General features: G+C 66.9%; 14 protein-coding genes and 2 pseudogenes. 8 read left to right on the top strand and 8 right to left on the bottom strand.

Translation table 11 applies throughout. The features are described 5' to 3' along the window. Nucleotides 1-62: 62 nt before the first annotated feature. The 7 genes from F467_RS0102025 to F467_RS0101995 form a co-directional block, all read right to left on the bottom strand. Nucleotides 63-794 (bottom strand): ThiF family adenylyltransferase, encoded by a 732-nt coding sequence (locus tag F467_RS0102025; RefSeq protein ID WP_018139720.1) that lies wholly within the window; start codon nt 792-794, stop codon nt 63-65. After that, entirely contained in the window at nt 791-1,573 is a 783-nt protein-coding gene (locus F467_RS0102020; RefSeq protein ID WP_018139719.1) for a TatD family hydrolase, read from the bottom strand. The genes F467_RS0102025 and F467_RS0102020 overlap by 4 nt, the downstream gene beginning before the upstream one ends. Nucleotides 1,574-1,584: 11 nt before the next feature. After that, nucleotides 1,585-2,619, bottom strand: coding sequence for an NADP(H)-dependent aldo-keto reductase (locus tag F467_RS0102015; protein ID WP_018139718.1), 1,035 nt, complete (start codon nt 2,617-2,619; stop codon nt 1,585-1,587). Between the two features lie 14 nt (nt 2,620-2,633). Then, complete coding sequence (locus F467_RS0102010; RefSeq protein ID WP_018139717.1) at nt 2,634-3,761, bottom strand: FIST C-terminal domain-containing protein; 1,128 nt, start codon at nt 3,759-3,761, stop codon at nt 2,634-2,636. 284 nt (nt 3,762-4,045) lie between these two features. Next, complete coding sequence (locus F467_RS0102005; protein WP_018137574.1) at nt 4,046-4,507, bottom strand: hypothetical protein; 462 nt, start codon at nt 4,505-4,507, stop codon at nt 4,046-4,048. A gap of 109 nt (nt 4,508-4,616) precedes the next feature. After that, nucleotides 4,617-5,507: a phosphoribulokinase gene (locus F467_RS0102000; protein ID WP_018137575.1), complete on the bottom strand. Its 891-nt coding sequence runs from the start codon at nt 5,505-5,507 to the stop codon at nt 4,617-4,619. 49 nt (nt 5,508-5,556) lie between these two features. Further along, entirely contained in the window at nt 5,557-7,395 is a 1,839-nt protein-coding gene (locus F467_RS0101995) for an SLC13 family permease (protein ID WP_018137576.1), read from the bottom strand. Nucleotides 7,396-7,645: 250 nt separating this feature from the next. On the opposite strand from F467_RS0101995, the gene F467_RS0101990 reads away from it, so the two are divergent. The 3 genes from F467_RS0101990 (at nt 7,646) to F467_RS0101980 (ending at nt 12,976) form a co-directional block, all read left to right on the top strand. Then, entirely contained in the window at nt 7,646-8,494 is an 849-nt protein-coding gene (locus F467_RS0101990) for a universal stress protein (protein WP_018137577.1), read from the top strand. Nucleotides 8,495-8,879: 385 nt separating this feature from the next. Beyond that, nucleotides 8,880-10,793: an ATP-binding cassette domain-containing protein gene (locus F467_RS0101985; RefSeq protein WP_018139568.1), complete on the top strand. Its 1,914-nt coding sequence runs from the start codon at nt 8,880-8,882 to the stop codon at nt 10,791-10,793. Between the two features lie 167 nt (nt 10,794-10,960). Next, nucleotides 10,961-12,976: a methyl-accepting chemotaxis protein gene (locus F467_RS0101980; RefSeq protein ID WP_018139567.1), complete on the top strand. Its 2,016-nt coding sequence runs from the start codon at nt 10,961-10,963 to the stop codon at nt 12,974-12,976. Between the two features lie 11 nt (nt 12,977-12,987). Here F467_RS0101980 and F467_RS0101975 read toward each other — a convergent pair whose 3' ends face one another. Further along, nucleotides 12,988-14,955 (bottom strand): GNAT family N-acetyltransferase, encoded by a 1,968-nt coding sequence (locus F467_RS0101975; protein ID WP_018139566.1) that lies wholly within the window; start codon nt 14,953-14,955, stop codon nt 12,988-12,990. Nucleotides 14,956-15,179: 224 nt separating this feature from the next. Here F467_RS0101975 and F467_RS0101970 point away from each other — a divergent pair, with 224 nt between their 5' ends. The 5 genes and pseudogenes from F467_RS0101970 to F467_RS0101955 all read left to right on the top strand — a co-directional run bounded on the left by F467_RS0101970 (nt 15,180) and on the right by F467_RS0101955 (nt 18,419). After that, the gene (locus tag F467_RS0101970; protein ID WP_018139565.1) at nt 15,180-15,479 is read left to right on the top strand and encodes an STAS domain-containing protein; all 300 of its coding nucleotides are present in this window, start codon (nt 15,180-15,182) and stop codon (nt 15,477-15,479) included. Nucleotides 15,480-15,490: 11 nt separating this feature from the next. Then, a complete protein-coding gene (locus tag F467_RS0101965) occupies nt 15,491-15,853 on the top strand; it encodes a response regulator (RefSeq protein WP_018139564.1) in 363 nt (120 codons plus the stop codon). Nucleotides 15,854-15,855: 2 nt separating this feature from the next. After that, nucleotides 15,856-16,573 (top strand): annotated as a pseudogene (locus tag F467_RS13895) (Hpt domain-containing protein); the annotation flags it as partial. 92 nt (nt 16,574-16,665) lie between these two features. Next, nucleotides 16,666-17,877, top strand: a pseudogene (locus F467_RS13890) (chemotaxis protein CheA); the annotation flags it as partial. 20 nt (nt 17,878-17,897) lie between these two features. After that, the gene (locus F467_RS0101955; protein ID WP_018139562.1) at nt 17,898-18,419 is read left to right on the top strand and encodes a chemotaxis protein CheW; all 522 of its coding nucleotides are present in this window, start codon (nt 17,898-17,900) and stop codon (nt 18,417-18,419) included. Nucleotides 18,420-18,438: the final 19 nt, after the last annotated feature.

The following is an 18,438-nucleotide window of genomic DNA, read 5'->3' as shown; positions in this document are numbered from 1 at the left end:
TGGGGGAGCTCCTCGGCGATTGCCGCGGCGCTTTGCGCCTCGCAATGACGGGGCTGGGCGAGTCAGGCGCGGGCGATCAGGGTCTGGATCACGTGGCCGGCGGCGGTCAGGCCGAAGATCGCGGGCAGGTAGGAGATCGTGCCGTTGACCGAGCGTGGCCGGCCGCCCTCGACCGGCCGGTGTTCGGTGCCCTTGCGCGGCTGCTCGATCGAGAACACCACGGGGTAGTCGAGCCGCGCGTCCATGCGGCGCAGGTTCTTGCGCATCTGCCGCGCCAGCGGGCAGACGCGGGTGGACTCCAGCGGGCCGACCCGTACGGCCGTGGGGTCGATGCGCCCGCCGGCCCCCATGCTCGAGATCACCGCCTGGCCGCGGCGCTGGGCCCCGGCGACCAGCGCCGCCTTGCAGGCGATGGAGTCGATTGCGTCGAGCACGAAGTCGGCGTCTTCCGGCACCAGGTCGGCAATGCTGTCCGGACGCAGGAACTCGCGCTGGATGTTCAGTTCGATCTCCGGGTCGATATCGCGGATGCGTGCCTCCATCACCGCGGTCTTGGGCTGGTCCACGGTGGAGCGCAGTGCGACCAGCTGGCGGTTCAGGTTGGAGGCGGCGACCACATCGTGATCCACCAGCGTCATGCGTCCGACCCCGGCGCGTGCGATCGCCTCGGCGGCAAAACTCCCGACCCCGCCCAGCCCGGCGATGAATACATGCCGGTCGCGCAGGCCGGCGGTGACGTCGGGACCCAGCAGGAGGTCGGTGCGTTCGCTGTAGGGATTGTGGGGCGTGCTCATGGATCCGGGTCGTTCGGGAGCCGGAGGACCCGGCGTGCATTTTGTGACGTGATTATAGCCATCTCGGCCGGGTCGATGTCCCGCAGGCGGGCCAGATGGCGGTTCACCTCGGCGGTCATCATCGGTTCGTTGCGCTCGCCCTGGTGCCCGGCCAGTGGCTGGTCCGGGGCATCGGTCTCCACGACCAGCGCCTCCAGCGGGGCCTCGCGCACCACGCGGTGCAGTCGTTTCGCCCGTTCGTAGGTCACCGGCCCGCCGATGCCCAGACAGCAGCCGAGATCCGCCGCTTGTCGGGCCTGCTGCGGCGAGCCGATAAAGGCATGCAGGATCCCGGTCACGCCGGGCTGCTGGCGCAGGCCTTTCAGCACTGCGTCCAGCGCGCGCCGGCTGTGGATGATCACCGGCAGGTCGCGCTCCCGCGCGATGGCCAGCTGCCGCGTGTAGAAGCGCCACTGGCGGTCCCAGTCGAGCCCCTCTTGATAGCCATCGAGCCCGATCTCGCCGACCGCGATGGTCTCCGGGTGCGTATCCAGCCAGGCCTCCAGGGCGTCAAGGTCCGCGTCCGCATGCGCCTGCAGAAAGATCGGGTGCAGGCCGTAGGCGACATGCAGACCCGCGTGCTGGCGGAACAAGGCGTCGAGGTCCGGCCAGCGTGCGCGGGTGACGCCGGGCAGGACGAGTTCCTGAACCCCGGCGGCGCGGGCGCGGTCCAGCACCGCCGGGCGATCCGGATCGAACGCGTCCAGGTCCAGGTGGACATGCGTATCGATCAGGTGCACCGGCGGTGGTCCTACGGACAGGGGTAGGTATAGCGGGCGTGGATGGCCTCGATGGCCTCCAGCACGGCATCGGACAGGGTGATGTTGACGGTGGCGATGTTCTCGCGCAGCTGCTCCATCGTGGTTGCCCCGATCAGGTTGCTGGTCACGAAGGGCTGCTGGTTGATGAAGGCCAGCGCCAGCTGTGACGGGGTCAGGCCGTGTTCGCGGGCCAGGCGCGCGTACTCCGCGGTCGCGGCCAGGCCGGATTCGTTGCTGTAGCGCTGGAAGCGCTCGAACAGCGTCAGGCGCGCCCCCGCGGGCTTTGCCCCGTCCAGGTACTTGCCGGAGAGCATGCCGAAGGCCAGCGGCGAATAGGCCAGCAGGCCGGCGTCCTCGCGGATGGCCATCTCCGCCAGCCCCGCCTCGAAGCTGCGGTTGAGCAGGTTGTAGGGGTTCTGGATGGAGACGATGCGCTCGGACAGGCCGCGGTCATGGGCGCGTATCCACTCCATGAACCCCCACGGGGTCTCGTTGGAGATGCCGATGGCGCGCACGCGGCCGCTCTCGACCACGGCCTTCAGCGCCGCCGCGGTCTCTTCGATCGAGGTCGCGCTCTCGTCCGGCTTGTGAACGTAGCCGAGCTGGCCAAAGAAGTTGGTGGCGCGCGCCGGCCAGTGGACCTGGTAGAGGTCCAGGTAGTCGGTCTGCAGGCGCCGGAGGCTGTCGTTCAGGGCCTGCTCGATGTGTTCGCGGTTCAGCTGCGGGCCACCGCGGAGGTAGTCGATCATCCCGGGGCCGGCGACCTTGCTGGCCAGCACCACGCGGTCGCGGTTGCCGCGCTTCGCCAGCCAGTTGCCGATGTAGGTCTCGGTCAGCCCCTGAGTCTCCTCGCGCGGCGGGACCGGGTACATCTCGGCCGCATCGATCAGGTTCACGCCCTGGTCGAGCGCGTAGTCCAGCTGCTCGTGTGCCTCGGCCTCGGTGTTCTGCTCGCCCCAGGTCATGGTGCCCAGGCCGATCAGGCTGACCTCGATATCGGTGCGTCCCAGTTTGCGGTATTGCATGCCAGTCCCTTGGTTCAGGTGAATAGGGTAAGGACCCCGGTGTAGCCGTACAGGCGGTTGGCGAAGATCTCGCCATTGGCGAAAAAGCCGATCAGGGGTACATCCCCCAGACCCTGCTGCACGATTGCCAGTTCCGCGCCCTCCTGGCCGAACTGGTGGCGCCCGCGTCCGATGCAGGATACATAGATCGCCCCGCGGATCCCGTTCGGGGCCTGGGCGCGAATCTGCTCCAGCATGCGCTCGAGGTCGTCGCGAGCGGCCTGGCCGTCGCGGCGTACGAACAGGATCTTCTGCCCGGGCTCCAGTAGTTCGCCGACCGCGAGCACCTGCTGATCGAGGTCCACGCCGATGATATTGCGGACCCGGTAGTCGCCGGTGTCCGAGCCGGCGATCGGGAAGCCGACCAGGATGTAGCCCAGCGCCCGCTCCAGGTCGCGCGACAGGACGTCGCCGATGATGCCCTTGAATGCCGGCAGTGCTCGCTGACCATCCAGCTGCACGATGATGTTGCGCCAGGTCTCGGTCAGCTCGTGCTGGCCGGGCAGCGGGGTGCAGCCCTGGCTGTGGCGTGCGGCGATCGCGACATCGTCGCGCAGCGCGAGCCCGGTGATGCCCGAGGCGACCACGCCATCGGCGATCTGCCCGGCCCCATTCTCGCCGGAGTGTATGCCGCCGGTGGCGAACCAGGCGGTCTGGTCGCCGATCTCGGTCAGCACGGCCTCGACACCCTCCGTGCGTGGATCGGCGTTCAGCAGCAACCGGCCCGGGGTGGCGGGGTCGAGGAAACCGTCCAGGGCCTGCTTCAGCTCGTCCAGGCTGTGGACCGGACGCTGAATCACGCGCGCGGAACCGGTCGGCAGGTCGCCGATCATCAGGGTAATCGCCGGGTCTTCGTAGAATTCCCGTTCTGGCCCGATCACGGCCATGCCCATGCCGCCGACGAAATGGTCCACCCCTAGTGCCTTGCGCAGCGTGTCCATGACCAGGCGAACATTGCGGCTCAGCGCATCCGACACGTAGATAAAGCCCACGCGCACGGTCTCCGGATCCCGGGGCGGCAGCGTGCCCAGCCCCTGGATCAGTTCGGCGGCGAGGGTGCGCGGATCATTGCCGCTGGCGGCGGTACTGACAAAGCGTTCCATCAACGTTCAGGACTCCATTACAGCCCCAGGGAAACACTGATCAATGTACACGCTCGCGCTCGAGTCGCTTTTGCGTGCGAACAAGGCGCGGTGACTGCCGTGCAGTCATTCTGCACAAGGGAGCCGCAACGCCGTGCGCATGCAAAAGCGGCCGAGCCCCTTCGGGGTTGGCACCCCAGGTTCCCCGATCCTGCGTTGCGCCGCTTGCGGGTAGAACCACTACCCGCTGCACGGCGCGCCTTGTCTCGGAAAACCTGGGGTACCAACGCGAGTGTGTACATTGATCAGTGCTTCCCTAGCTGTTCCAGCATGCTGAGGGCCTCGTTGTCGGTTTCGGGGATGCCGCGCCGGATGGTCATCTGGTCGTTTTCTGTGAACTCCAGGCGGGCATGGTGGCGGGTGTCCAGCTCCTCCAGGAACCAGGCGATCTCGGAGGGGTGGACCGCCCGTTCGCCCCGCATCAGGTGCCGCGCGAGGATCGCATCCTCGCGGATGTCCAGGTAAAGCGGCTGGGGCAGCGCCAGGGGCAGCACATGGGTCTGTACCAGCCACTCGATCGGCGTGGGGCGCCGCGTCGGCAGACGGCGGCTGTCGATACGGAAGTGCCCGCCGCCGCCGGGCTGCTTCAGCAGTTCCTCCAGCCAGTCGCCCTCGAAGCCCTGGTGCACGATCAGCGAGCGGCCGGTATAGCGGCTGCGAAAGCGTTCCATCTGTTGCGCAGGGCGTGGCCCGAACAGTCCGAACACGGCAACTCCATGAGTCCAGGTGGGATCGCCGGAATGCTAGCCCAAACACCTGTCGCCACAAAAAAGCCCCGCCGGAGCGGGGCTAGGGGAACTTCCGGAGCGCTTGCGCTCAGCCGCGACGCGACAGCATGTCGTGGATGATCGGCGCGAGGATGACCTCCATCGCGAAGCTCATCTTGCCGCCGGGCACCACGATGGTGTTCGGCCGGGACATGAAGGAGTCGGGCAGCATGTTCAGCAGGTAGGGGAAGTCCACACCGAACTTCTTCGGCTCCCTGAAGCGGATGACCACCATGCTCTCGTCGGGGGTGGGGATGTCCCGGGCGATGAACGGGTTGGAGGTGTCCACCGTCGGCACGCGCTGGAAGTTGATGTCGGTGTGGCCAAACTGCGGGGTGATGTAGTTCACGTAATCCGGCATGCGGCGCAGGATCGTGTCCACAATCGCCTCGGCGGAATAACCACGCTCGGCATTGTCGCGGAAGATCTTCTGGATCCACTCGAGGTTTACGATCGGCACCACGCCGATGCCCAGGTCCACGTGCTGCGCGGCATTTACTTCACCGTTCACGACCAGGCCGTGCAGGCCTTCGTAGAACATCAGATCGGTGCCCGGCTGGATCTCTTCCCAGGGGGTGAACTCGCCCGGGCCGAGGTTGGTGCCGAGACGCTCGTTGTGAGCGGCGGCTTCCTCGTCGGAGTGCAGGTAGTAGCGCTTCTGGCCCTGGCCGGTCTCGCCGTAGGTCTTGAACAGATCCTCGATGCGATCGAACAGGTTGGCCTCGGGGCCGAAATGGGAGAAGTGCTGATTGCCTTCGTCGGCGGCCTTCTGCATGGCCTCCTTCATCGCCTTGCGGTCATAGCGATGGAAGCTGTCGCCCTCGATGACGACCGGGTTGATCTGCTCGCGGCGGAAGATCGACTCGAACGAGCGCTTCACGGTGGAGGTGCCGGCTCCCGAGGAGCCGGTGACCGCGATCACGGGATGTTTTTGCGACATGGGGTTTCTCCTTGCATAGCTTCTTGCGACGAATAGTGTACGGACGAGTTTAGAAAATGAGATTGAGCATCAGCATGGCCACGATACCGAACAGCAGCGTCATGATGCCGCCGGCCTTCATGTAGTCCTTCACCCGGTAGCCGCCGGGGCCCATGATCAGGGCGTTCACCTGGTGGGTCGGGATCAGGAAGGAATTCGAGGTGGCGATCGCCACGGTCAGCGCGAACACGCGCGGGTCGGCGTCCATCCCCGCGGCCTGGGCGGCGATCGCGAAGTTGATCGCCAGCGGCACCAGCAGCACGGTCGCACCGACATTGGACATGACCAGCGTAAAGAACGTGGCCAGCGCGAAGATCGTCGCCTGCAGCACCCAGGGCGGGACGGTCCCCAGCAGTTCCAGCGTGTTCTGCGCAATCCACGCGGCGGTGCCCGTGTTCTCCACCGCCATCCCCAGCGGTATTAGTGAGGCCAGCAGGAACACCGTCTTCCAGCTCACCGAGCGATAGGCGTCGTCGAGGCTGATCACGCCGGTCAGGATCATGCCCAGCGCGCCGGTCAGCAGCGCGACCGACAGCATCAGGTCGGTGAACAGGATCAAGCCCACCGTCAGCGCCAGGAAGAACAGCGCATGCGGGACCTTGGAGGGGCGCAGCTCCTCGCGCGGGTAGTCGGAGGTAATCACGACAAAGTCGCGATCCTTGTCCAGGCGCGCCAGCGACTCCCAGGTGCAGTGCACAACCAGGATGTCGCCGATCTCCAGCGGGATGTCACGCAGGCCCTCGCCGAAGGTCTCGCTGCCGCGCTGGATGCGCATCACCGACAGGCCGTAGGTCTGGCGCATGGCCAGTTCGGTCACGGTCTTGCCGGCGAGGTTGGAGCCAGGCGCGATGGCGACCTCGGCGACCCCCGAGCGGCTGGTGTCCAGCGCGTTCGCAAACACGTCCAGGCGCGTGGTGGGGCGCTTGCGCGTGCCCTCGCACAGCTTTTCCATGCGCGCGGGGCTGGCGAGCACCGCCAGGTGCGAGTTGGCCTGGATCTCGTAGCCGGTCCAGGGGGCCATGCGCAGCTCGTCGCGCACGTAGGTGCCGACGATGGCGATCCCGGTCTCGCGTTCGATCTCGGCCACGGTGCGGCCCACCAGCGGGTCCTTCTCGGGAACGAATACTTCGTGGATCTCGTAGGACAGGCCGTATACCCGCTGGAAATACTCCTGTGCACTCTCGCGCTGCGCGGACTTGGACTTGACCGAAGGCAGTACGAAACGGCCCAGCACCACGAAGTAGACGATGGTAGTGGCCAGCAGCGCGAGGCCGATCGGGGTGACGTCGAACAGCTGGAAGGGCTCCATGTTCGACGGCAGCAGGTCATTCAGCAGGATCAGCGGGCTGGAACCGACCAGGGTGATGGTGCCGCCGACGATCGCGGCGAAGCCCATCGGCATCAGCAGGCGCGACAGCGGGATCCCGAGGCGGCTGGAGATCCGGCTCATCACCGGCATGAACAGCGCGGCGGCGCCGATGTTCTGCATGAAGCTCGAGATGACGCCGACGGTGCCGGAGACCGTCGGGATGATGCTCTTCTCGGTGGTGCCGCCCACGCGCATGATGAAGGCGGCCACCTTGTGCATCACGCCGGTCTTGTCGAGACCGGCGCCGATGATCATCACCGCGATGATCGCGATCACCGCATTGGAGGCAAAACCGCTGAACAGTTCGTCCTGCGCGACCAGCAGCCCGAGCCCGGGCACCAGCGTCAGCAGGCCGAGCAGCACCATCACCGAGATGGCAGCCAGGTCCACACGGATGACCTCCGTCACAAACAGGAAGATGGTGAACGCCAGTAGCGCGAGCACCACGATCATCTCGGTGGTCAGCGTAAGGTTTTCCATGTATCGATTTCGTATCCTGAAGACCCGCACCGGACGGTGCAGAGCCGGGGCTGAGGGGGCTGGCGAGTGGCCCTGGCCGGTGGCCAGTGGCGTGGGAGGCGTCGCCGGTGCTTCCCCTTGAAAGCGCGCGATTATTTCATCCCGGGCGGTTGGACGCAAAAAGCGGGCCGTTCGGACCTTTCGCGAGACGTTGGCTGTCGTGCGCCGGCCGGTCGGTTATGCTGGTCGAAAACTGTCAGGGAGACGCCCCATGTCCGATGCCCCGCTTTGCCGTTTCGAGACGATCGTGCTCGCGACTGACGGCTCCGAGTTCAGCGAGTCGGCCGAGGCTGTCGGCCTGGATCTGGCCCAGCGTTGCGGGGCCCGGCTCATCCTCGCGCGTATCATTCCTACCGATACGCAGCACGACGCACTGTCGCCCCGGCGTAGCCACGATGCGAGCGTGACCGCGCAGGGCGACCTGGACGTGCTCGAGAAAAAGGCGCGCGAGCAGGGCCTCGATGCCCTGCCCATCCTGCGCCACGGAGTGGACCGGCATCAGGAGATCGTCAAGATCGCCGAGGAGTACAAGGCCGGCCTGATCGTGATCGGGCGCCGCGACCGCAACGATCTCGCGCGTCTGATGGTCGGCGACGCGACGCGCAAGGTGGTGGGCACGGCGCCGTGTAACGTCATGGTCGTTCCGCGTGGCGCGCAGGCGCCGCACCGGGGGCTGCTGGTCGGCACCGATGGCTCCGAACTGGGCGATCAGGCGGCGCGTGCGGCGATCGAACTGGCCGGCTATTGTCAGCTGCCGATCACCATCGCCTCGGTCGCCGTGCCCGGCCAGAGTGACGAACGCCGCCAGGAGGGCGTCGATGCGATCCAGCGCCTGCAGGGCGAGGCCCGGGAGCAGGGCCTTCAGGCGGACGCGACCTTCGAGGAAGGCCGCGCCGAGGTCACCCTGATTGACGTGGCGCGGCGCGACAATCGCGACCTGATCGTCGTGGGCAGCCACGGACGTACCGGCCTCAAGCGTCTGCTGATGGGTTCGGTGTCCGAGCGCGTGATTGGCGGTGCTGACTGCCCGGTGCTGGTGGTCAAGAACGCTACCGTCTGATCACGTGTCGATGCGGCGCGTCTGCCCCTGAAACCCTTCTCGCTCGGCGCTTGCCGGGTTCTTCAACTGGATTCCTTTAGGGAAACACTGATTCATGTACACACTCGCGTTGGTACCCCAGGTTTTCCGAGACAAGGCGCGTCGCGCAGCGGGTAGTGGTTCTACCCGCAAGCGGCGCAACGCAGGATCGGGGAACCTGGGGTACCAACCCCACAACTCAATAAACGAAGGGGCTCGGCCGCCCGTTGTTATCAAAAACGGGCGCGCGCACGGCGTTGCGGCTCCCTTGTGCAGAATGACTGCACGGCGGTCACCGCGCCTTGTTCGCACGCAAAAGCGACGAAGCAGCGAGCGTGTACATGAATCAGTGTTTCCCTAGATTCCGATGGCTCTGCTGACCCTGCGCGATATCCACCTGGCCTATGGCATGGCGCCGTTGCTGGATGGCCTGAATCTGAGCCTGGAGCCCGGCGAACGCGTGGCGGTAGCCGGGCGTAACGGCGAGGGCAAGTCGACCTTGCTCAAGGTGATTGCGGGTGCAATCCAGCCGGACTCGGGCGAGGTGGTCCGCCAGGACGGCCTGGCGACCGCATACCTGACCCAGGAGCTGCCGCCCGGGGTCGAGGGCACGGTGTTCGATGTGGTCGCCGAGGGGCTGGGCGAGGCCGGGCAACTGCTGGAGCGTTTCCATCACCTGAGCCAGGCCGCCGCCAGTGGTGACGCCGAGGCCCTGGAGAAGATGGGCCCAGTCCAGGCCCGGCTGGAGGCGATCGACGGCTGGAGCCTGCAAAACCGGGTCGAAACGACGCTTTCGCGCCTGGAGCTCAACCCCGAGGCCGGATTCGCTGCGCTCTCCGGCGGGCTCAAGCGCCGCGTCTGGCTGGCGCGCGAGCTGGTGCGCGAGCCGCAGCTGTTGCTGCTGGACGAGCCGACCAACCACCTGGATGTGGCTGCGATCCGCTGGCTGGAGGAGTTCCTGCGCGGGAGCGGGCTCACGGTGGTGTTCATCAGCCATGACCGCCAGTTCATGGAACAGGTCGCCACTCGCATCCTGGAGCTGGATCGTGGCCAGGTGTACGAACACCCGCCCTCGATCGAGGCCTTCCGCACGCGCCAGGCCGAGCGCCTGGAGGTCGAGGCGCGTCAGCGCGCCGAGTTCGATCGCAAGCTGGCGCAGGAGGAGACCTGGATCCGCCAGGGCATCAAGGCCCGGCGTACCCGCAACGAGGGGCGGGTGCGCGCCCTGCAGGCCCTGCGCAAGAAGCGCGCCGAACGACGCGAGCTGGGGGGGCAGGTACGCATGCAGCTGTCCCCCGAGCAGCGTTCCGGCCGTTTGGTGATCGAGGCGGAGCATGCGGACTTCGGCTACGGCGACACGCCGGTGGTGCGCGACGTGAACCTGCTGCTCCAGCGTGGCGACGCCCTGGGCATCATCGGCCCCAATGGCGCCGGCAAGACCACGCTGCTGCGCGGGCTGCTGGGCCAGGTGGAGCCACTTTCCGGAACGGTCAAGCTGGGCACCCAGCTCGAGATCGCCTATTTCGACCAGGCACGGGCGCGTCTCGACGAGACGACCACCGTGCAGGATGCGGTCGGCGAGGGCCGTGACCGCGTCACCGTGAATGGCGAGACCCGACATGTGCTGAGCTATCTCGGGGATTTCCTGTTCCCGCCGGAACGCGCGCGCCAGCCCGTATCGGCCCTGTCCGGTGGCGAGCGCAACCGGTTGCTGCTGGCCAAGCTGTTTCTGCGCCCGGCCAATTTGCTGGTACTCGACGAGCCCACCAACGACCTGGATGTCGAGACCCTCGAGCTGCTGGAACAGCTTCTGATCGAGTACACCGGCACGGTGATCGTGGTCAGCCACGACCGCGCGTTCCTCGACAACGTTGCGACCAGCACGCTGGTGCTGCCCGGCGATGGCACGGCCGAGGAATTCGTCGGCGGTTGGTCGGACCTGCCCGCACGCGTCACGCAACGCCTGCTCACGCGCGAAGCGGATACCGGGGCCCAGGAGGCGCCCGCCGCACCCGAGGCCCGCTCCGAGCCGACGTCCGCGGTCGCGGAACCGCCGCCCCGCGCCCGCAAACTCTCCTACAAGGAGGCTCGCGAGCTGGAGGCCCTGCCAGGCCAGATCGAGGCGCTGGAAAACGAGCACCAGTCGCTGGCCGAGGCCCTGTCGGATCCAGAGGTATTGCGCGATGGGGAGCGCGTGCGCGAGTTGCAGGCCCGGCTCGAACAGGTCGAACGAGACCTGGCGGTGGCTTACGAGCGCTGGGAGGCGCTGGAATCACCCTGACTCTTTCCGCGTCATTCGGTGTGATGTGATTCTCAAAACGGCCAGGGCTCAACTTCAGGGGAAGGCGGCCGTAACAGGGGATGAATCGTCTCTACAGGCAGCGGAATGATCCGTTTGCACGTGATGGCATGCGCCCGGCAGAAGGCGCTGAGGAAGGAGTCAACACCATGCTGGACAAACTCTCCATTCGGGGGCTGCTGATCGCCGGCTTCGGGCTGGTCGTCGCGATCCTGATCATCAATTCGCTGCTGGCACTGCGTGCCCTGAATGTGGGTGGACAGGGCGTGGCTGAACTGACCCAGTCCGACTATCCGGCGGTGGCACGCGTCAACGACGTGGAGCAGCTGTTGCAGGAGAGCGCCGCCTTCCTAGGCTTCTACCTGATGAGCGAGGAGGACGAACACCGCGACGCCTGGCTGAATGCGATGGACGAGCTGGACGTCGCCATGGATGCCCTGGTCAACGATCCGGTCGTGCAGGGCTCGGATGATCTGACTGCCTCCGCGGAACAGGTGCGCGCGAACATTGACGGCTTCGCCGCGCACCGTGAGCGCCTGATCGAGGTGGCCGAGGACGTGGCCCAGAACATGCCGGCCCAGGGTGTCGCCAACTCGCGCGCCAACCCGGCGACCATGCAGATGACCCAGTTGACCAGCACCATGATCGACGAGGAGATGGCGCGGGCACGCTTCCAGCGCTCGTTCGAGCGTCTCGGCGATTTCTACAGCCTGCGCACCAACCTTCTGCAGATCACCTCGAACCTGCGCGGTTTCATCGCGTTTCGTGATGACTCCTTCGAGCAGAACCTGCGTCTGTACCTTGGCCAGACACACGACGTGCTGGCGCGGTTGCTGGAACAGTACGACGAGCTCGATTTCGAGCAGCAGATCGCGGTCGAGGACTTCGAAGGGCTCCTGAACGAGCTGGATAGCGCGATCCAGGACATCGTTCGCATCCACGGCAGCGAGGAGGCCCTGCAGGACGCCTTCCTGATCCGTACCGAGGTCGGCCCGGTGATCTTCGAGGCACGTAATGAACTGCAGCAGTTGTCCGAGCGCATCACCGGCCGTGCTGAAGTGTCCGCCGCCGAGCTGACCGCGACCATGCGCAATACCCAGGTGACGCAGGGCGTCCTGGCGCTGATCGGCGTGATCCTGGGAGTGGTCGGCGCGGTCTTCATCATCCTGGTGGTGCGCCGTGCGCTGGCTCACTCGACCGAGGCGCTGGAAGAGATCGCCGACGGCGATGGCGACCTCAGCCGCCGTCTGGACGAAAACGGTCTGATGGAGACGGCCCAGCTGGGGCGTGCGTTCAACCGCTTTACCGACAAGATTGCGCAGGCGATTGGCAACGCCCGTAGCGGTACCGAGACCCTGAACCGTGCGACCGAGAACCTGAATCAGGAGGCCTATCAGGCCCGCGAGGTGGTCTCGCGTCAGCGCGACGAGACCGAGCGCGTCGCCACGGCGATCAACGAGCTGCAAAGCAGCGCCGAGGAGATCGCGCGTAATACCGACGCCACCTCCCAGGCCGGACAGGAGGCCAGCGGTGCGGTGAACAACGGCGCCGACGTGATGGAGAAGAACATCGAGTCCATGTCCTCCCTGCTGGGCACGGTCGAGCAGGCCGCCGGCACCGTGGCCAAGCTGGGTGAAGACTCGAAGCAGATCGGCACCATCCTTGAAGTCATCCGCGGCGTGGCGGAGCAGACCAACCTGCTGGCCCTCAACGCGGCGATCGAGGCCGCCCGTGCTGGGGAACATGGCCGCGGGTTTGCCGTGGTGGCCGACGAGGTACGCAAGCTGGCGACCCGCACGCAGGAGTCGACCGACGAGATCGAGAGCATGATCTCGCGTCTGCAGACCGCCACAGGTTCTGCGGTGAAGGCGATGCAGCACGGCCAGGAAGAGGCCGAGACCACCATGGAGCACACCGCCGAGGTGAACGGCGCCCTGCAGCAGATCCGCCAGTCGGTGACCACGATCGTGGAGATGACCGATCAGATCGCGGTTGCCGCGCGTCAGCAGAGCACCGTGGTCGAGGACATCAACCGCAACATCGTGCAGATCTCCGACGGGGCCGATCAGTCTGCCAACACCGCCGATCGGGTCAGCGCGGCCTCCGACGAGCTCAAGCAGGTCGAGCGCGAGATCCAGCAGGCGCTGGCCCAGTTCCGGCTCTGATGACGGCTGGATCAGCCCGGGGGCTGCCCCCCGGACTCGACCCGGGTGCGCCAGGCCTGCGCGGCCTGACGCAAACGCCGTACCACGCCGCGGCGTCCGGAGACCCCCAGACGGACAGCCAGGTCGTCCCAGTCGATCGGTGGCTCCAGGGCGGTGGCCAGCACGGTTCCTTCTGTATCGGTCGGCGGCTGCGCGCGTAGCTGGCGGACCAGGGCCGGGAGTACCCATTCCAGTGGCCGGGCGCGCTCGGCGAAGGCCTTGAGCTCCGCCAAGTCCTTTGTCATCGCCGGATCAGGTCCGGCCTCCGGAAAAAGGGCTTCCAGCGCCCGTGCCAGGGCCGTTTCGTGCCAGGGCCACAGACGATCCCGCCATGCGGGCCAGTCCCGGGCCTGTGCGGCTGCCAGGCATCGTATCGGCCCGGCGAGCGCGTCATCGACCGCCTTCAGGACTACACCCCCTGGGCGGCCGCTGTAGGGATCCGGGCGCAGGCCGGCACGTAGCAGGTCGAAGCCCCCGCGTTTCCACAGCCCGAGCAGGCCGGAATCCAGGCCAAAGCTGGCCCCGACCATGCCGATACCCTCGGCCCGAGCGCGTTCGGTGATCTGGTGCAGCAGCCGCTGTCCCAGCCCGCGACCCTGCCAGTGCGGATGCACCGCGATGCGCTGGATGCGCCAGACCGGGTGCCGGGCCAGGTCGAACGCCCCCTGGGCTGCCAGCACGCAGGGCAGAAAATGCCCCTGGGGTCGGCGCTCTCCTGCCCAGACCGCTTCGGCCATGCTGGCGTCCAGTCCCGGTTCCACGCCCACCAGCACCACGCCGAACAGGGCCCCGTCGCGGATGCCCTCGAGCGTCAGCAGGTGGATGGCGGCTTCGTCCAGCCAGCGCTGCAGATCCGAGGGCCGGGTGCGGTAGTGCGCATCGGCCAGCAGGCCGGCCACGGCCTCCAGTCGCCCGGGCTGCGTCGCCAGCTCGGATGCATGGCTCCAGTGCCATCGCACCGCCTGCGGCTCTGGCGCGGCACTGCGGGCCCCCAACAGGAACAGGTTATCGATCCAGCGCTCCAGCGGGTCGCCGGGTTCCCAGCGCACTGGCGTCTCCAGGCGCGCGTGGCGCATGCGAAGACCCGCCTGTTCCAGCGCGGGCAAGGCGCGCAGCCGAAAGCCCTGCCCGCTCCCCTCGAAGCCACCCGTCGTAGTCGCCAGCACCAGTCGTTGCCCCCGCCGTGCCAGCCGCAGGAGGTGGTCGACCGGGAGTGCGGCGGCCTCGTCCACCACCAGGGTTTCCGATTGGGCGGCCGCCGCCTCCAGCGCGGCAGGGGCGTGGTAGCGCAGCTCTTCGGGGACACGGCCCAGGTGCGCTTGTATGGCCTTGTGTACCGCCTGGACAGCCGCCTCGGTCGGGGCTGTCAGGGCCATGCCCCTGGGCGTGGGGGTCGGAGAGGATCCGGCCATCCAGTCCCCCAGCAGGGTCGATTTGCCGCGGCCGCGGGCTGCGGTCAGGACGCCGCATTCGCCGGGTACCAGTGCATCCAGCAGTCTGCGGGCCGCCTGCTGGTCCGGCGTCCACTCAAAGGGTGTTCTCTCGCTACGCGGGAGTGGCCAGCGATCCGGTCCTTCCTGGACCCATTCCACCAGTGGCGCCCGCAGCGCTGTGCGCCAGCGCCTGGACCAGGCCCCGTGGCCGGGTTCGTCCACCAGCAACAGCAGAATCCCACCACCGCGCAGGAGCCCGGCGGCGATCGCAAGGGCATCACCGGGAAGGGGTGTGGTGGCCTCGAACACCACTGCATCACACTCGTGGCCCAGCCAGTGGCCGGCCTGGGCCGGCCGGGTACGGGGCACGCCTTCTGGTGGATGGCTGCCCACCCAGAGCGGTTGGCAGTTGTCCGGCATGCGCGCCAGCCAGCGCGTCGCCTGGTCCCGACCCTGGTTCGACCCGCGGAGCGCGAGCACGCGCCGAAAAAGGGTGTTCACCGCCATCCCCATTCGCCTTTCGGCGTGCCCGGCAAAATATCCGGGTAATCGTGCAGAGGCCCGCGCGGCCCCACGCTGCCAGCAGATTGTTGAGAACGGGTTCTCAAGTTTTCGACTCGGAGGCCGTACAAGTATTCTACAGGGACCCTGTATTTTCTTGTACAGATCCTGTACAAAAGAGTCCGGAGCATGGGGATCCGTCGCTTCGTCACTCACAAAGGGTACTGCACATGAACAAGGTTCTGCTGCCGGAAAGGCTGCGCATCGACACGGTGGGCGAATGCTGGGAGAGCCTGCGAGGGGCGATCGAGGCAGGCCAGCCGGTCGCGCTGGAGGCAGCGGGTGTGCGGGATGTCGACGCTGCGGGCGCCCAGATGCTGCTGATGGCAGAACAGGCCGCTCGCCACCAGGGTCAGGCCCTGGTCTACGAGTCCTGCAACAACACCCTTGAACAGGCGCTGGCCGCACTGGGTCTGGCTGAACTGCATGCCCGGATGCAGGCCGCGCCTGCCACTCACGACCCGATTTGAGGACATAACGTATGGCGAAGGTACTGGTGGTGGACGACTCGGCCTCGATGCGCCAGATGGTCGCATTCACGCTCAAGCAGGCGGGCCACGAGGTCACCGAAGGCCGCGACGGCAATGATGGGCTGAGCAAGGCCCAGGGCCAGAAGGCGGATCTCGTGATCACCGACGTGAACATGCCGGGTATGGACGGCCTGCAGATGACGCGCGAGCTGCGCAAGCTCGGCGACTACAAGTTCACCCCGATCCTGGTGCTGACTACCGAGGCCGGCCCGGAGAAGAAGCAGGAAGGCAAGGCGGCCGGCGCGACTGGCTGGCTGGTCAAGCCGTTCGACCCGGACCAGCTGATGAACACCGTGAACCGGGTGCTGCGCTAGTCATGTCCATCGACATGGCCCAGTTCGTCGACGCCTTTCTCGAGGAGAGCTTCGAGGGGCTGGAGCGCATGGAGACCGAGCTGCTGGCGCTCGAGGGCGGTGGCGATCCGGAGACGTTGAATACCATCTTTCGTTCCGCGCACTCCATCAAGGGCGGGGCCGGGACCTTCGGCTTTGCCGCGATCTCCGAATTCACCCATGGCGTGGAGACCCTGCTCGACCGCCTGCGTAATGGCGAACAGGCCGCCGACCGTGACACGGTCAACCTGCTTTTGCGCGCGGTGGACATCCTGCGCGCGCAGCTGGAGGCCGCGCGCGACGGCGGCGAGGCGGACCCGGCCGAGGTGGCCGAGGTGCGCACCCTGATCGAGGCCCATCTGGGCGAGCCGTCATCGGCCGAGCCGGCACCCGGGAGTGCCGGTGGGGAGTCGCGCGCCGGCTCGGGCTGGCGTATCCACTTCCGGCCGCACCGCGACCTGATGCGCACCGGCAATGACCCGCTGCGTATGTTCGAGGTGCTGGAGGAGCTCGGCGAGCTGCGGGTGACCTGCGAGACCGGTGATCTGCCGGATACCGCCGCCGGCTTCGACCCGGAGGACTGCTACCTTGCCTGGACCATGGAATTGGAGGGTGACGCGACCGAGGATCAGCTGCGCGAGGTCTTCGAGTGGGTCGAGGATGAGTGCGACCTGAGCATTGAGCCGCTGCCATCCCCCTCCGCGCCCAGCGGCCAGGACGTGCCGGTTGTGGAGGAAAGCTCAACCGGGGAGCGAGAGCCCGCCGAAGGTGGCGCCCGTCAGCCCGCCGCCAGTCGGGGGGCCGAGTCCAGCTCCATGCGCGTCAATACCGGCAAGATCGACGCCCTGATCGACATGGTCGGCGAACTGGTGATCACCCAGTCCATGCTGACCGATATCAGCGAGCAGCTGGAGGACGACCCGTCGCAGGTGGAGGCACAGATCGAACGCCTGCGCACCGGCCTGGCCGACCTGGAGCGCAACACCCGCGAGTTGCAGGAGAGCGTGATGGGCATCCGCATGGTGCCGATCGCGCAGATCTTCAATCGCTTTCCGCGGCTGGTGCACGACATCTCCGGCAAGCTCGGCAAGCAGATCGAGCTGACGCTCAAGGGTGAATACACCGAGATCGACAAGACCGTGATGGAGCACCTGGGCGACCCGCTGGTCCACCTGGTGCGCAATGCGGTGGACCACGGCATCGAGCTGCCCGAGGCCCGTCGCGCGGCCGGGAAGCCGGAGACCGGCCAGGTCACGCTGGAGGCCTACCATCGCGGCGGCAACGTGATCATCGAGATCCGCGACGATGGCAAGGGCATGGATGCCGAACGCATCCTCGCCAAGGCGCGCGATGCCGGCCTGGTCGGCCCGAATCAGCACCTGGAACGCCACGAGGTCCTGCAGCTGATCTTCGAGCCCGGGCTGTCCACCGCCGACCAGGTGAGCGACCTCTCCGGGCGCGGCGTTGGCATGGACGTGGTCCGCAAGAACATCCGCGGGCTCGGCGGCAACGTGGAGCTGGAGTCTCAACCCGGTAAGGGCTCGCGCCTGACCATCCGCCTGCCGCTGACGCTCTCAATCATGGACGGCCAGCTACTGAAGGTGGGCGAGGAGACCTTCGTGATCCCCCTGATCGCGATTGTCGAGTCGCTGCAGACGCAGGCCGGCAGCGTGCAGCAGGCCTTCGGCAAGCTGCCGCTCTACCGACTGCGCGACGAGTACATCCCGATCGTGGACCTGGCCGCCCTGTTCGGGCGCGCCGAGCCCAGCCCGCTGCCGGACCCGGCCCTGCTGGTGGTAGCCGAGGCCGACGACCAGCGCGTGGCCTTGCGGGTGGATGACCTGCTCGGCCAGCAGCAGGTCGTGATCAAGACACTGGAAACCAACTTCCGCAAGGTCCCCGGTACCGCTGGCGCCACCATCCTCGGGGATGGTCAGGTCGCCCTGATTCTGGATGCGGCGGGCATCGCGCGAATGGCCGCCAGGCGCGATACCCGCGCGGCCTGACCTAAAAGGAGCCAAGCATCATGGCGAACGACGCAACCCAGTCCATCCACGACCCGGCCACGGCCGGCGAAGACCAGTACCTGACCTTCATCCTCGCCGAGGAGGAATACGGCGTGGACATCCTGCGGGTGCAGGAGATCAAGGGCTGGGAACGCCCCACACCCCTGCCGAACACGCCCGACTACATCCGTGGCGTGATCAACGTGCGCGGAATGATCGTTCCGATCATCGACCTGCGCCTGCGTTTCGGCATGGAACCGCTGGACTACGGTCCCACCACCGTGGTGATCATGCTGCGCGCGATCAACGAGGACCGCGAGCGCGTGATGGGGGTGGTGGTCGACGCCGTCTCCGAGGTCTACAACGTCGGCGCCGAGGACCTGCAGCCGGCGCCGGACTTCAACACCCGTATCGGAGTCGACTTCGTGCGTGGCCTGGCGACGCTGGACGAAAAGATGATCCTGATGCTGGATATCGACACCCTGCTCGGCGCCGGCCTGATCGCCAGCGCCGATGCCATCGAAGCGGGGGCTACGGCCTGAGGCCGGCCCGACAAGGACG

The organism is Thioalkalivibrio sp. ALJ12 (assembly GCF_000378305.1).
Classification (GTDB): domain Bacteria; phylum Pseudomonadota; class Gammaproteobacteria; order Ectothiorhodospirales; family Ectothiorhodospiraceae; genus Thioalkalivibrio.
Note: the sequence above shows the minus strand (reverse complement) of the source record. Positions and strands in the feature narration are given on the sequence as shown.